Origin of the sequence: Aureliella helgolandensis (genome assembly GCF_007752135.1) — a bacterium.
In the GTDB taxonomy this organism is placed as follows: Bacteria; Planctomycetota; Planctomycetia; order Pirellulales; family Pirellulaceae; genus Aureliella; species Aureliella helgolandensis.
On sequence record NZ_CP036298.1, the window covers coordinates 1,100,893 to 1,116,057 of the forward strand.

Below are 15,165 nucleotides of genomic sequence, written 5' to 3' on the forward strand. Positions count from 1 at the left end.
TTAGCGAATCGGATCTGGTACAGGAAACCTGGATGGTCGCGGTCAAGAAGCTTAAAAATAAGCCGGAAACACCGGAGATCGCACTCTTTCCTTGGTTGGATTGCACGTTAGCGTGTTATCGACGCGCACCGGATGCATCGTGGAGCTGAGAAGCGAAACGTATACCAGAACTTTTCGATATCAAACGTTGCGTTAAGCAAAATATCGCTATCTCCTAAATTGGGATTCACCCGAATATGACTGTTTTCTTTGGAAAGTTGAATTCTCTTTGCAGACCTAATATCACGATTCACAAGTCGCCACATCGCAGTCCGCTTCGTGCTCGGGTAAATCGTTTTGAACATCTCGAAGCACGAGAATTGTTAACCACTTTATATCCAGCGACCGGTGCATACTACAGCAGTGGTAGCTATCTCAATCACCACGTAACCGTAATGGGGAAAGATGTCCAATCGGGGCACAATGGAATATCGGGAGTTGTAGAAGTCTATGTTGGAAATAACAAAAGTGCTGCTGTTGAGTCCGTCAAACTCAATCTCAAGGCTGTAGCACCCGGCACGGACAATTCAGTCAACCTATATGGTTACGCGGCCGATGGTTCAATCACAGTCGATGACCTCCATCGGGCAGCCGAACTTGTCCGTTCTTTCACGGTTAGCGACGGAGGTGTCTACGAAATTGATGTAACTGGGTTCACCAAGCAAGTGCTTCAAGAGGGAAGCCAATATCTTGGGTTTCGATTTGAAGCTGGAACTGATTCGACTTGGATAGGATTCGGTACTAGTGCACTTAGGCATAAGTCGCCGACCTTTGATTTGGTAATCGAAGAACCAGACCTTGAGGCGGAATCACTTGGTTGGCAAGAGTTTGCTGGCGAGCCGAGTGACTCAGGGTGGAAACAGCACGACTTTCCGATTGAATACAGACTTAACGTCGACCAGCAATATGACACGGGTGCTGCAATTGATTTCTATTGGGCGTCATCTACTACGGAAGACGCTATTCTTGGGGAGGCAATCCACAGCGTGCCGATCGAATCGCATGGCGATGCCAAACATCAAGGGATTATCGCTAGAGAAGTCATTGGCCGTTGGGGAGCACCGCCTGCGGATGCAACTCACCTTCTGATGGTTATAGACCCAGGAGAGAACGCCGATGCCGACCCAAACAACAATGTTGCTGCAATGGAAATTGCGACTGACATCGTGTTCGAGGGTATGGATTGGCTCAGCTTTGGCGGCGTGAGCGGAGGATATTCGGTGCGCGGATTTGTAGTGAATGAAACGTCCATCGACCTGGGATTCTACTGGAGCACGGACGGGAATTGGGATGAAAATGTAGATCCAGCTGCAAATAGAATCGTCGAAAGGCCTGCTACCCTTGGTAACCATCTATTCGAAGTAGAGAATACCTCGTTCCTTGCAGTTCTGGACCATCCTTATCTGATCGCCTTGGTGGATGCACCAGCACCACTAGAACGGATTTGGGAATCAGATGAGACCAACAACGACTTTGCACTTTATGCGCCTGATGCGGTAGACATTGATGTCGTGGTGAAGCCGTCAACTGAACAAGCGTTAAAAGGCGAAACAATAACCTTCGAAACGACCATCACGAATCGTAGCCCCTTTGCAGTCGACCTGAAATTAAGAAGTGTTCCAACATTCTCCGGCCGCAATTCTGCGCCTGCAATTGATCCTACGGTTAGACACGAAACACTCGCGACGTCTCGCACGTATTCGTTCGTTGAATCGGTTGAACCAAAGTGGGACTGGATTCCCCCCGATTTTCCGCTGAAGGAAACGGGGAGAGTTGATTTTTGGGAAAATACGATCAAGGCGACCCTCGCTGACGCTTTGTCGACAATCGGGATTGTGGGGACGGCTGCTTCCGCAGCGATTACGACAGGGGAATTAGCAGCTGCCTTCCAAATAACTGCTGGCTTACTCTACGAATACCAGGAAGCAGAGACGAGCGGCTCATTCAGCTTAATTGTTGAACCGCAACTATTTTCTGATGAAAGCAAGAATCCAGATTTGACGGAATTGAAAGAGTTTGTTGCGAGAGTGGACCAAGAAAAGATCACCGCCTTTGATCAATTTGTCATCGACTGGAAGAGCATGCAGTATCACCTGGCAACACTAAATCTAAGTTTAAGTGCTGCTAAACTACCAAGCAGTCTTATAGCTTTAGAAATGCAGCGTCTTGTTAGTCGTCTGGGCATCCTAGATGATGCCTGGGAGCGAGCACTGGACCCTCCAGACGCTCAATTTCGAGAATTTTCGCTGGCAGCTGTACAGATACCAAATATTGTCTCTAACTTGGAAAGCTCACCGCTGAAAAAACAACAGGTATTGGATTACGCTGCGGACAGTTTGAATGAAGCTCTCAATGCTTCGATCGACAAAAAAGACGGAGCTATTGTTGGAAGCAGTTTGCAGTGGAGGATGGAACAGATGCAGGCGGCATCCAATCAGGCACATCGTAAGTTTCTGTTGAAAGCAAAATCAATCGCGTTGTCGACTGTGCTCGAACCGTATCTGAACACATTACTGCCACAAGATCAAGCATCAGCTGCCCGATTCCGGGAACAAGGATTGGCGCCGGAGCTTCAACAGACGCTTCAAGATGCAGGTTGGTCTGAGGAAGTGATTGCGGCTATTGACCAGGATTTCAAAACAACCGCGATTGGCGATATCCAATCGCTATCTTCAGAGCTGCATGTTGCATCTGCGTATTCACTAGGCTTTTCTGCGGCCTTTGACTCGATGACTCTCTTGAAAGAATCCATATTCATTCAAACTGAGCTTGAGCAAGAAACGCGAGGCTTGTCGGCGGCAGAACAATCTGAACTGAAATACCTGAAAGACCGCCTGGCCGAACTGGCCGGCAGTCCATCCGCGCCTGTATCAACACCGACTGATGGAGTTTTCGAACGAGCGACTGAATTGGCTGCGGCCTCGCGGCGGATCGCGTTAGAAACAGGAAACTATTCCGCCGTTTCCCCGTACTTAGATACCGCATACAGTGCGATGATTAGCGGTTCAGTCTATTTTGCAAGCCTGTCTGATCTTAGCGAGACGATTCAGGCATTTGTATCGGATGGAAATATTGCCGCGAATTATGCGGTTGAACTTCACGGCTTAGTTGATAACGCTCAGTCCGCCATAGCCGGCGGTGAATGGACACAGGTAGAGACGCGAGTAAATGCAATCCGTCAGTCACTGGTCGGTGCAGTGCCAACGGACATGGACGCGGAATCCAAGCGAACACTGATCAACTACCTTGAGTATATTGCCGAAACGCTGGCCCACTCAACAGAGATCCGAGGACCTGAAATTCAGAGTGCCATCCAAAGCGTCGAAGTTGGAAGGTTGGAAAAGATCGTGCTTCAGGAACCGTGGACCATCCTCGAAGCTCAATTGGGGAACCTGGGCGGAGGATTGCTCCGAGTTTCAGTAGACGCTGACGCAGGCCAAATTTCTATCGGCGAAACTGACGATCTTACAATCAACGAGAATTCCGAGATTCTGATTGACGGTCTCAGCGTGGCAAGTTTCCGGCCAGCCGCTGCAGGGCAACTTTTGCTTGCACTGCACGTGAGCGCAACAACCGAGCGTGTGGCGACAATCCTGGAAGCATTGACCTTGACGAGCGCAGCGCGGCACAGCGGAACCCCCAAAACGCTCAAGGTAGAAATAGCAGATGCGGCAGCCGGGAGCGGAGAATTCGAATTGCAAATTGTTGAAACCATAAAGTTCCCCAAATGGAATGCCCCCCAGCCATTGGATACCAATGATGATGGAACCGTCTCCCCTTTGGACGCTCTCATCATCATTAATCTTCTGAATTCCGGGCAAGCCCCCTCTGTCATCAGCTCGGAGTTTGAAGCTCCCTTTATTGACTCGAGTAGAGACAACTTTGTTTCGCCCATTGATGTGCTCTTGATTATTAACCACCTCAACGGACAAGCAGGTGGCGAAGGTGAACGCATCAGCGATCTTGAAACGAATGGCCAAGCAGTCTCTCCTGGACTCGCTACTCCCGACATCGGGCTATCGACACGCGAGAGGGCGTTACAGAGTTATGGTTTTTCCGCACTGCAACCAAAACTGCATGGTGCCAATGCTAGGAACCTAGGTAGCTTCGCCGACAGTGTCCTTCGAAATACATACGCCCGTACACCAATCGAACCCCTCCCTCCAAGTGAGTCAGGGAGTTCCAGGATATCTCTTGCCCGGAGAAATGCTCACGTAGCAAGTCGCGTTCAGATTGTGGAGTCACTGAGCTGCGTTGATGATCTCGTGAGTTCTGATTGGTTAAAGGGCTGGTTCAAGGATTTGTCGCTCCAGAGCATAAGCAATTTGGGTTCTGATAACACTTTGAAGCCCGCTTGAGAACTGTTAAATTCGTTTGAGTCGTTGGTTCGCGCAAGGCGCCTCAGAGATAGTCCAATGGAACAGCAGAAATGAGAATCCGGCCATTCAAGACTTTGCTGCAACATTTGAGCTCCTCTAGGATCGCCGGTTGCTGTCTTCAAGTCAGAATTCGTATCAACCGCTGGACGTGAACTTGGATCTCGTCGTTTCTCCGACTGACGGGTTATTCTGAGCAACTAACTCAATAGCGGCACAACGCATGCGATAAGTTTTTGCTCTCTGGATACAGAGAGAGCCCTACAGCTGTTATCGCATCCCTCAATGCAACTATGCGTTCCAGTCTCGAACCCATTTCAGTCGACTTTGGTACGGCACTATCTGATTCAAGTTTAAAATGAGACCACTACTTCCTGCGTTCGCAACATCGCATTGGTTACCTTTGATGGAAATGACATCATCGCCACCAATCAGGTCGATCCGCAGGATCTTGGCCAGAGAACCGATCCTGCGAAGGAGGCACTCGTCACGCTCGTCACGCAAAGCACTGCCACCGGATTGCCCGCAATCAGCGAAAGCAGCTTTGTGGTGAACTGGTGCGAAGGCGATTCCAATGGCTCCGGCATCCGCTCGCTCGATATATTTTTAACGGTTGACAAGGCAGCAGCGATCCGAATCAGCCAACAGGCTCGCTAACGTTTGAATGAGACCTGGACGGCGATGGCATCTTTAGTGAGTCTGGCGTCATTGGGCTGGCTTCCGTGATTTGGAACACATTCAAACTAGCATCAGTTGGCACTCACAAATCCTCGACCGATTTCCTTCTTTTCCCATCTGGGGAATTCCCTATCTGGTAGCTCCGAAGTCAAACTGATATCGTTTGAAAGCCAGCGATAGGCCCCATATGTGCGCAATGACGAACCGTCAGTGCCCATCCTTGGGCACATAGCACTTCGCTGCTCAAGAATTCGCTTCCTCGAATTTTCTTCTGCAACATGGGCATTGTCCTTCGAACCCCCGAGCGAGCGTCTTGAACGATGACGGCTGCGGTAGGCTCAATATCGCCCGGAATGCGAGTGGAGCTCGATGTGCATAATGGCGGTAGGTAATTCCACCTGCCGAGTGCCCTAGGATCTCGACCGATGATTCGGGCACATGCTCGTCATAGTAGGTCGCGCATGTTTTTCTGAGGTCTTTCAAAACCCAGAGACGCTCGTCGCCGGATTCAATATCGCGTTTTGGAGATATGCCGGCCAACTTACAGAGTTGGCGGAATCGAATATTCGGACGAGTACCGCCACCGAGAAAGACTGGGGCATCGGGATCTGGCTCGTCGGGGCAAAGGCTCTTCAAGTGGAGCCTAACTGTGCGATTCATCGGACGCCAGAAGGCCTTTCCTGTTTTCACGCGTCGATAATAGAGCCATCCCCAAGGTGATGACTCTTTGAGCTCCCGGTCAGGCGACTGCCGTCCCCATGAAATATGGCGCCAGCGGATCGGCTCATGGAACGGCAATGTCTTCCAGACCGTTCCTGTATCAACTCCGTAATTGAAGAATACAACCAAAGCTGCTCGCCAATATCTCCCCACAGGCCACGCTTCGTTCCAACCTCGAGGGCTCCTCATCTGATGTGTTGCCAAGTAGAGAGCATTGATCTCGGATTTCGTTAAATAGTGTTTGCCAGCGACGTCTCGTTGTGGCTTGTGTCTGGGAAATCGCGGTAGTGCGTCTAAAATGTCGTTTTCCCATGCCCAAGATAGAGCTGCTCGCAAATGCGAGCGGACCTTATTCGTAGTGCGTCCCGGATTGGTTCCCGCACGCGATGCAGCGTCTTCGTGAACCCAATCAAGAAATCTCGGATCTCTTTCCTGCCAAGACGTTCAAGCGGCACCACTCCGCTCCACCGTGACCACTTACGGAGGGTCGTGCTGTATTCCTCGCGGGTTCGTTGTGCCGGGCTACCCGTGCGAAGGTACTTCGTTACTACAGATTCAAGTGTCGTCGGCATCGTTGGTCTCCAACACCGCTGGCGATCGCTTTATTGATGAATCCGTTCTGACCGGCAGCTCGGTTATGCGTCCTGCCAGTTGAGTGAAATTGCGGCCACTTGTCAGCTCGGTTGCTTATAGGCCAACACTCATAATAGTTCGCGCGCCCGCCCAATGCTTAACTCTTCGTCGCTCAGGACGTCCTCGGACACGCCCACATGAGTGGGTTGGTGAAAGCGCGTAAGTCATTAAAATCACGACTCAGTTGGACTCGCGAACGACATGACCGGTCGCCTCCCTCGGCAAGCTCTGGCCGCACCGACGTGGCCGCATTCCGCGGTAAGCAGACTGTTGCTAGGAGCAACGCCAACCGACACATTGGGCGTCGAATCCGTTTTGGATCTGAATTCTACCTTCGCCCGAGCATCTGCTTCTTCAATCGGCACATCGGTTTCCGGCAATTACCTGCGTTGGCATCCCACCCCTGTGCCGCGAAGCAAATTAAAACAACTCGCGCTGAACGCCCGTGGTCAAAACCACCTCTGGAACTTGCGCCGAGTGCGTACAGACCAGCGGGTGGTCCAACCTCCGCACCGAGAGCGAAACTATGGAAGTGGCCAATAACGGCTTGGATACCGGCGTTTTAGGGCGACACCAATAGGCAATGGTCTATCGAATTTACTCTCTGTGACTGGCTGTTGTTCGACTCGGAAGCCAGTCGAAGACTGCGAACCGCAAAGGATCCCATCCCACGACAACCGCCCGCGTGATGACCCGGGCTGGGTAAAATGGATTGCGCTCGCAACAGAGCGATGTGTTTTGGGTCGATGACTACTCGGTTCGCTTGACCTACTCCATAAAGCGAATCACTTGCAGTGTTCTCGATCCCGCGTCGCCATCCATAGCGACAAACGCCAGCTCTCCGAAAATGTCCACCTCGTTTGAACGCCCCTTCGTTCGGAAATAACCGACGCGCCGTACGTTCTGAGGTTCCGAAACATCAAGCACTATTATGCCCGCCGCGCGATCAGCAAGTACCGCCAAGTCGCCGCAGACGGAGACGTCCTGAGCTCCACCCGTCGATCTGTAGAGTCCAGTCTGAACGGCAGTCATTGGGTCCGAAGCATCGATGATCTGCAACCAGGAGGCACCACCATGCATCGAAGTTGCGATGTAAGCCGTTGACCCGACAACGTCGACCCCTCTTACCCAACGGCCCCGGCCTACGAAATTGCTTCGCATTACAAGCGTTTGCGGATTCGTCGCGTCAGCAATGCGGAGCCCCCCCGCGTTTGCAAGATAGATTGTCGATCCCGAGACAGCGAGGTCGTAGTTGCTTAAGCCCTTTGGCGTACTGTGCGACGCAAGCAGCATCGGACTGCTTGGATCAGACACGTCGATCACGTGCAATTGCTGTGTATCCGCGTGGCCGTTCCAGTTCGCGGCGAACACCAGTTGTCCCGAACGGTGGACAAGCTCTGGTGGGTTACCCGGCAACTTGCAACTTCCGAGTGCCAAAGGTGTCTGGGAATTGCGGATATCCCAACTATCAATTGTCGCGCCGGTGACGGACCACGCTGTATCTGTTTCGACTGCGATCAAACGCGACCCTTCGGGAAGACGGAACCATTCAAAAAGTACAAGTAATGGATCGTCCTTAAACATCCGTGATACGACTTCACGCTGTTGAATGATGATCCTGTCACTATCGACCTCGACCACTCGGGCATCGCCACCGATAACGCCAACCAGTTCGGTACCCGGCTTCTGGACTAATTGTTCCCAATCAACTCCAACATCACTTGCCTTGGGCTTGCGGATTGCTGTTCCCACTAGAAATGCCTCTTGATCCGAGCCGCTGACCTTAACACGGAGCTTTTCACTTTCCGAAACCAAATCGACGTTCAGCAGTCCGAACATGCCGCCGTCAAGGATCCAACGGAGTCCTTCATGCGTGCTTTGAACCTGGTCGACCCTTTTCTGCGGTCCTTTCATTTCGAATTCGCTGTGGCCCACGATAAGATCCTCATCTGATTCCGTCACGACCATTCCCAGACGAATAGCCTTGGTCGGCTCGGCATTCGCTCGCTGCAACGAGAGCTCCCATGCACCGAAGAACTCACGAGCTTGCTCGACCGTCTTGTTCGATTCAACCACCTGCTTCGGCGCGGGGGTTGCATCGAACTCGGGGACTCGGTGAGCCGTGATGGATTGCCGACGTAGCGTATCGCCCTCACCGGTTACAACAGACCCACTCATGGATTTGCCAAGTACCCTTAGCTCGACTCGGACGTCTAGAGGCTTGACTCCGTATCGAATGCTCAGGACATCTTCTTCTAGGTTCACACGATCGGTCGTGACTGCGCCCGCACCGCTTCGCAGTGTCACCTTCCAGACGTCTGGTTGATGATCAATCTCGAGATCGACGGACTCGGGCGACAGGCGTGAGTCGACAGACATCACCCACGCTCCAACTATTTCCGAAGGCCCCAGCGCACTGAGAGAATCGGGTAACAGCGCGATCATCGCGACTGCCAGAAAGCTAATGAGCGTCGAGCGAAGCGGAAGAGAAGCAACCATCATTCGAATATCAATCTAGAGGTGATGCGGGCAAGATCAGCTCATTATAACGATTCAAGAGTCAAGCACGACGCGCTGGCTAATCTCAATTTCAGTGTCCACCCGTACTGGTATACTGCAAACCTGCATAGGTCTTTGATACGAAGTGTGCTTGCTGCGGCCGCCAACTGCGTAATGACACGCCTATCTTGGTCACGAAATGCGTTCGGTACTCGCCCGTTGCGAGATCATAACGGCTAAGCCACATGCGCCATGCGATCCGTCCCTGAAGGTAAAATCTGTTTGTGTTCCTCCCTCCGCACAACGTGCTGACCGATCAAAGACGTGTACGCCAACTTTTTCGCTACGCGTTGAACGGATAAACGGGAAGGGGGAACATGGATGTATTTGACAGTAGTACAAAAGGCGAAGATGGCGATGAACGAAACTGAATCTGGCTTAGATCCCAAAGGTGATTGGCCAGGCAAGAAAGTCGATTGGACATCGGAAGTTGTTCCTGCCCGGATTCATGTCGAGTTGCCATTTTGGATTGCAGCGCCCGACGGAAAAGTTCGGATCAAGATCGGTAATTGCCCGCTGGACATCGATTACCGCAACTGCGTGGTCGGTGTCTACCGGAACGGACTCGTCTACCGAGACGAACGTTACCTAATGCAAATCACGGCAGAAGGTTATCCGTTTTTTGAACAGCAGAAACGAGACCTTAAAGCCGTTGACCACTTTGGCGAGCGGCATCTGCGCACTTTCCTCACAATGCCGGTTCAAGTTCACGGGAGTGTCATTGATCTCTTCAAGTCTGGCGATGCGAGAGAGATTCAAGATGCACAGGCCTACGTGAAATCACTGGCGCACGCGTCTATTCGCTTTATCAACGAGTTCATAAGTGCGTATCGTGCTGCTTCATTCGATCCATTTGTTGCTCATGTTTCTCACTGGGACTTACCCGTATGGCACATTTCCGATGCAGAGGGTAATGTTTGGCATGTTCCGATGGCGCTATATCCTGTCGCCGATGAACTTCCATCTGCTGACCCGGCTGGAAGATATCGATACCGAACAACTGAAGGACGAATTCGAGAAGCAGCAATCGAACCGCTCGGCACAAGCACTGAAGAACTACTAGATGCGTGGACGTTTTTCTATCGCGGGCAATTTGCCGAAGCAATTCGGAAAGTAGTGACAGCAATTGAAGTTACCGTTGCCGACCTTCTGTCAGAGCTTCCGACGTTCAGGCAGAACAGGACTGATGAAGAATCGCAAGCTCACTTGGCCAAAATGAGATTCAGTGATCAATTCTCGTTCTACCTTCGAGAGACGAAACGGGAGCTACCTGGGCCCTTGACTCACATTGCCCCTGAGGTGAATGGCATCTATCTACAGCGCGAGTTGGACGCAGCAAGAGAACGCCGACACAAAATAGTCCACGAGTCCGAAAAGGTAGATTACGAACACCCAGGGCCAATCTTGCGAGTCATGGAAACCATGTCATGGCTCCACGGATGGCTCAGAGAAGATCCCCATGCTGCCGATCCTACTCAAACACCTTGGCACTCCGCGAACGAGCGCCTGCGCGGTGTTTTCCCATTTGAGCCAAGGATGGACGAGCGAGGGCTTGGCGTTATTCCACCGGAACCGTGGGATTCAAATGGGCCAATCAGGTTAGTGCAACACGTCTACACCGAACAACTTCTAGCCCGCGCCTCCAGAAAGTCTCTCGACATGGCGTATTGTATCGCATGGGCATTTCAGACGATACGCGAACCTTTGATTGATGGTCGGATACGAATTCAGGATCGCGAAAGTTATGTTGAGCGCTATTGGTTTAGGCATGGCGAAATGAAACGTCCCGTTTTTCTCGTCAGCAAAACCACGATCATTGAGCGTTCAGACATCGAAGCAATTGCCTGCAGATCGCTGGCGCTACGTCGGAGAAATCCAGAGACGGGAAACCCATTGGTTGTGGTGAACCATCTTTCCGACTGTGAAGATCGCGATCGAGAAAATGTTTCATGCGCAAACGACGTCGTCGCCGATTTGGTTAGCGATCTTGGATTCACCGTGATCAGCCTTATTGACTGGGTCGCCTACGTTTGTTTGATGACTCAGCATACGATGCGGGACTTTGGGTTTAGAAAACACATTAGCCAAGTCGGTCGAGTTCCGTTTTCACCAGTTGGATCATTCAAGGTTGGATATGTAAGGCGTGTATTTCAAGTTAAAGAAGTAGTATCTATCGTCGTCGAATCAGGTCATATCGCAATCGGCGACGAAATCTGCTTTCGATGTGGCAGTGAAGCATTTACCGGAAGAATCGAGACTCTTGAGATCAATCGAATACCTTGCGCAATAGCTTTCCGTGATTCAGTGGTTGGCGTGAAGCTAGATATTGGAGTGCGCGGAATAAAGAACGGCGCGAGCGTTTTTCGACTCGATCGTCGTCTTCTTGGTCTGGATGAATCCGTCGAGCAAAAGATACCGCTTAAAGAACGCGACTATTCCGAATTGTTAAATGCCATGAAAAGCTTTCCTGTCTTCACGACGGGATTTGGGACTTATGGTGGCGACCAAGATCTCGGCTAAGCGCATCGAAAATACCCTCCCATTCTTTCCTGAAGCAGGTTTGCAACTTATCTGCTTCTATTAGGTTGCATTGACCGGTGGAACTTTGGGTTAAAATGCGGAACATATGCGGCAACGTCGCACCTGCCCCAAGTCGAACCGTCATTTCCGATTCCTTCGATGCCAACGTCACGCCCTTATGATCGCACCGGCGCAAAGTGGTAATTGGCGAATTGACTGCGCTGTCGGATTCGTTCGCTCATTGCGGGTGACCTCAGGTCAAACTCACATTGGTTCATCTAATCTCGACAATTCGTGATGAGACCTGCACCCATTCGGGATCGGGTGGCTGTTATCATTAGAGCGACAATTTTCACGAATCGACACTTTTCAATTGCGCATATCTACCATGTTTTTAATGCTCAGACCTTACCGCTCACTACTACTGGTGTTGCCTGCAGTTCTCGCTGTGATATCGTCCGCGATGGCGCAATCTTTGGAGAAAGGGTTCCAGATTGTGGAGCAGGCGGTCTCGGATGGCAGCATTCCGGGAGCGTCCTTGCTTATCATGCATAAGGGCAAGGTGATCGATCAGCGAGCCTACGGTGTTTGCGAAATCGATCCCGCTCGACCTTTCCAAACGGATACGATCTGCTGGATTGCTTCGTTGACAAAACCATTTACGGCAACCGCAGCAATGAAGCTTGTGGAACAAGGTAAATTGCAACTGGATGAACCCATCGAGAAATACCTCCCGCAATTCTCACAACTTTCCACTGTCGCTGGAACGCGGCATTCGGTTACGGTGCGGCAGCTGATGTCCCACTCGTCTGGAATCCCCGCAGCGGTGCCTCTGCGGGAATCGTTCTTTTTTACACAACGATGGTACGATCGCAGTCTGGCCGAAGTCGTCGACGCAATTGCGGAACGTCCGCTGGATTTTGCACCCGGCACGGAAGTCCATTACTCAAATGCAGCGCCCTACGTTTTGGGACGCATCATTGAAGTGACATCCGGCAAACCGTTTGACGAGTTCCTCCGGGAAGAGATTTTCGAGCCGCTACATCTGACCGATACAGGATTCTTTTTACCAGCAGAAAAAGTGAACCGAAGTGCGGTCGTCTATCGCCGCCAGTCTAACACTCTGTCCGTGTTTTGCCGCTGCGATCCCCAATGGAAAGTTCGAATGACCATGCCGGACGGCGGTTTGTTCTCGACTCCGGCCGATATTGCTCAATTTGCGAATTCGTTTCTCGCACACGGTCCGGGAGTGTTGAGCCAAGATTCTGTTGCAGCCATGTTGACTGCGCAGAACGCAGACTACGGACTGAGTTGGATTCTAGACAAGGAGAATCAGTTCAGTCACTGGGGATCCAGCGGAACGTTCGTATGGGCCGATCAAAAAACTGAAGTGGTGGGTGTCTTCTTTTCGCAAATCCAAGACTACGACCTGCTTGCCAAACTCCGCAATCGGGTTCGAGATGCCGTCGATGAGGCGTTCGTTGTACCACGTTAGGCAAACGGCGCCGATTGTCCTGCCGAACACGTGCGCGTCGCTTCGGTCGGTCGCAGCCTCCGTTGGCTCTCACCGTATTGAAGTGCCAGACTTCCGCATTCAACAGATCACCATGCCGAGCGACTTTTCCCAGCCAAGGATGAGATGCTCCAGCCACGCCATCCGCCCACAGAAGGATGCCGAGTAGCCGTCAGACGCGAAGGACCGTCGGAACAATCAGTGTCGCCAGATCGCTCCGCCGATCGGCATTTTCCGGAAGGTACCAGCGGAGCGGTTCGGCGACTATCCGCCAATAATTGTCCCGACGGTCCTTACCCGCCTGAGTTAGTCGTTAATGGGTTCGACGGTAACCGCCAAGGAAACCTTTTCGCCCTTGTCGACGTTCACGGTGATCTGAGGAGAAAGGCGATTCTCGTTTTCCGTCTCAGTGACCAATTTGAATTGGTCGCTGCCCACATAAAGCTCCCAGCTTCCTAGAGGCAAATCGTATAGCACAGCTTGCCCTTCTGCATCGGTTTCTTGCATGTAACGCGTCTTGCGCTCTTGCTGCCAATAGTTGGGTGGGGCAGTGCCGTCAATTTGCGACCGGATGCGGACAATGGACGAGTAGGCTTCTCCGAGTAGCTGGGTTCCCGTGTCCTCCAGCTTCTGATTGGGCGAGGTTCCCACTCGAATACCGGACGCAGGGCTACCGTCTAGATGCTTTACCGTTACTTCTATGGCCCCCGCCTCTTCCATCGGAAGTTCGATGTCCGCAAGCACGTTATCTGCGATGTGGGCAGCCTCAAGATCAATTAAAACACCTGTCTTGATCTGGCCAACCGGTGGTTGCCCGTCTCGTGGTTGATCTTCGATCACCCATCCTCGGCAGATGGCAAAGAGTTGCAAGCGTCCGTCACGCGGGAGGGAAGCGAATTCGAAAGTACCGTCTGCTCGGATCACGGCGAAGTCCGACCAACCAATTGCCTCGCGATTGTCAATCGCTTTTTTGGTTGGTTTTGGCTGACACCAAGCTACCACCACACCGTCCGATATGGGACGTGGAACATTGCCAGCCAGTCTTCCCTGAACACGCAATCCTGGACGTAGCGTGACATTACTAATTTTCATCTCGCTGCCACTCTTGTAGCGTGCTGGCAGTACGCCGCTGAACAATGTGATACCATCATTCTGTGGCGCTACCAACATCGTTTGCCACGCACCATCCGGCACGGCCATCGATTGAATCGTTCCGTCGGCCAGCGTCCATTTTGCATCGTAGCCGGGGCCCGAAATATAGGCGGCGAACTCTTCAATGGCTTTACCGGAATCGTCGACCGCGCTGTAGGTTACACGACATCCTGGCCTGAGTACCTGTTCCGGTTTTTCTACGTCAACGGCGAATTCTGCGCGTTCCGAAATATAGTTCGCGTGCCGGAAGTTCATGGTTAGGGTAGTAATGGTAAAGTACTCGACCGCCGAGCCCAACTTCGATGGGTATTTGAATCTCGCCACACCGTCTTGATCGGTCGGCACGATAGGCATCGGGCCACCATTGGCGGCTGGCCATGCATACCAACTACCGGGATCTTCTTGGCATCGCACTCCCTGCACCACAACTTCGGCACCTTCGATCGGCTTGCCTGCACCGTCCATCACCGAGAGTTTGAAGTCCCTCATTTCAACGGGAAAACGGATGGGGCTTTCTCTATCCCCTTCTTGTGCTGGACAAACGGCATTGGGAGACAAGCACAAGACGAACAGTGCGCAATAGACTTGCAATCGCATCGAAATTCTCCACCGATGTTGGCATTTAGACCGCATTTTCCAGCGTCCAAGCAGGCGACATCCTACCGATGCGGCGACACATTTGCTTTGAAATTGTATCATTTGATTCGATGGGCAGAGTGGCGATAGTGCAGTCGCAATACTCGATTCGTGAACAGTTACCACCAGTGACTGGGTACGCAAGCATCGTCAGGCAGAATGCTACTCACCGCATGTCGCACAGAATCCGCTTGTCCTCTTGGGAGTCGTCGTGCTGGCCACGCTTTAACTAACTCTATGGCTTCAGCGAGTGTCATGGCGGGGTTCTCTTGTGATGGAGGACTGGGGGGACTCGAGTCCTGTGTGGAGTAAGGCGCTGGCTGGGGAATTTCTTGCGTC

At 51.9% G+C, this 15,165-nt stretch carries 6 protein-coding genes; 4 read left to right on the forward strand and 2 right to left on the reverse strand.

Annotated features, from left to right (window positions below; all coding sequences use genetic code 11):
• Positions 1–236: 236 nt before the first annotated feature.
• Positions 237–4,397 carry a dockerin type I domain-containing protein gene (locus Q31a_RS03815; RefSeq protein ID WP_145074231.1) on the forward strand — a complete coding sequence of 1,387 codons (4,161 nt, stop codon included), beginning with the start codon at positions 237–239 and terminating at the stop codon, positions 4,395–4,397.
• A gap of 411 nt (positions 4,398–4,808) precedes the next feature.
• A complete protein-coding gene (locus Q31a_RS03820; RefSeq protein ID WP_145074234.1) occupies positions 4,809–5,072 on the forward strand; it encodes a hypothetical protein in 264 nt (87 codons plus the stop codon).
• A 2,142-nt stretch (positions 5,073–7,214) separates the two neighbouring features.
• Here the strand turns inward: Q31a_RS03820 and Q31a_RS03825 are convergent.
• On the reverse strand, positions 7,215–8,948 hold the full coding sequence (locus Q31a_RS03825) for an LVIVD repeat-containing protein (protein WP_145074237.1): 1,734 nt from the start codon (positions 8,946–8,948) through the stop codon (positions 7,215–7,217).
• A 378-nt stretch (positions 8,949–9,326) separates the two neighbouring features.
• On the opposite strand from Q31a_RS03825, the gene Q31a_RS03830 reads away from it, so the two are divergent.
• Complete coding sequence (locus Q31a_RS03830; RefSeq protein WP_145074240.1) at positions 9,327–11,525, forward strand: hypothetical protein; 2,199 nt, start codon at positions 9,327–9,329, stop codon at positions 11,523–11,525.
• A gap of 463 nt (positions 11,526–11,988) precedes the next feature.
• The gene (locus Q31a_RS03835; RefSeq protein ID WP_197356178.1) at positions 11,989–13,020 is read left to right on the forward strand and encodes a serine hydrolase domain-containing protein; all 1,032 of its coding nucleotides are present in this window, start codon (positions 11,989–11,991) and stop codon (positions 13,018–13,020) included.
• 324 nt (positions 13,021–13,344) lie between these two features.
• Here the strand turns inward: Q31a_RS03835 and Q31a_RS03840 are convergent, their stop codons facing one another.
• The gene (locus Q31a_RS03840; RefSeq protein WP_145074246.1) at positions 13,345–14,787 is read right to left on the reverse strand and encodes a hypothetical protein; all 1,443 of its coding nucleotides are present in this window, start codon (positions 14,785–14,787) and stop codon (positions 13,345–13,347) included.
• Positions 14,788–15,165 lie beyond the last annotated feature (378 nt).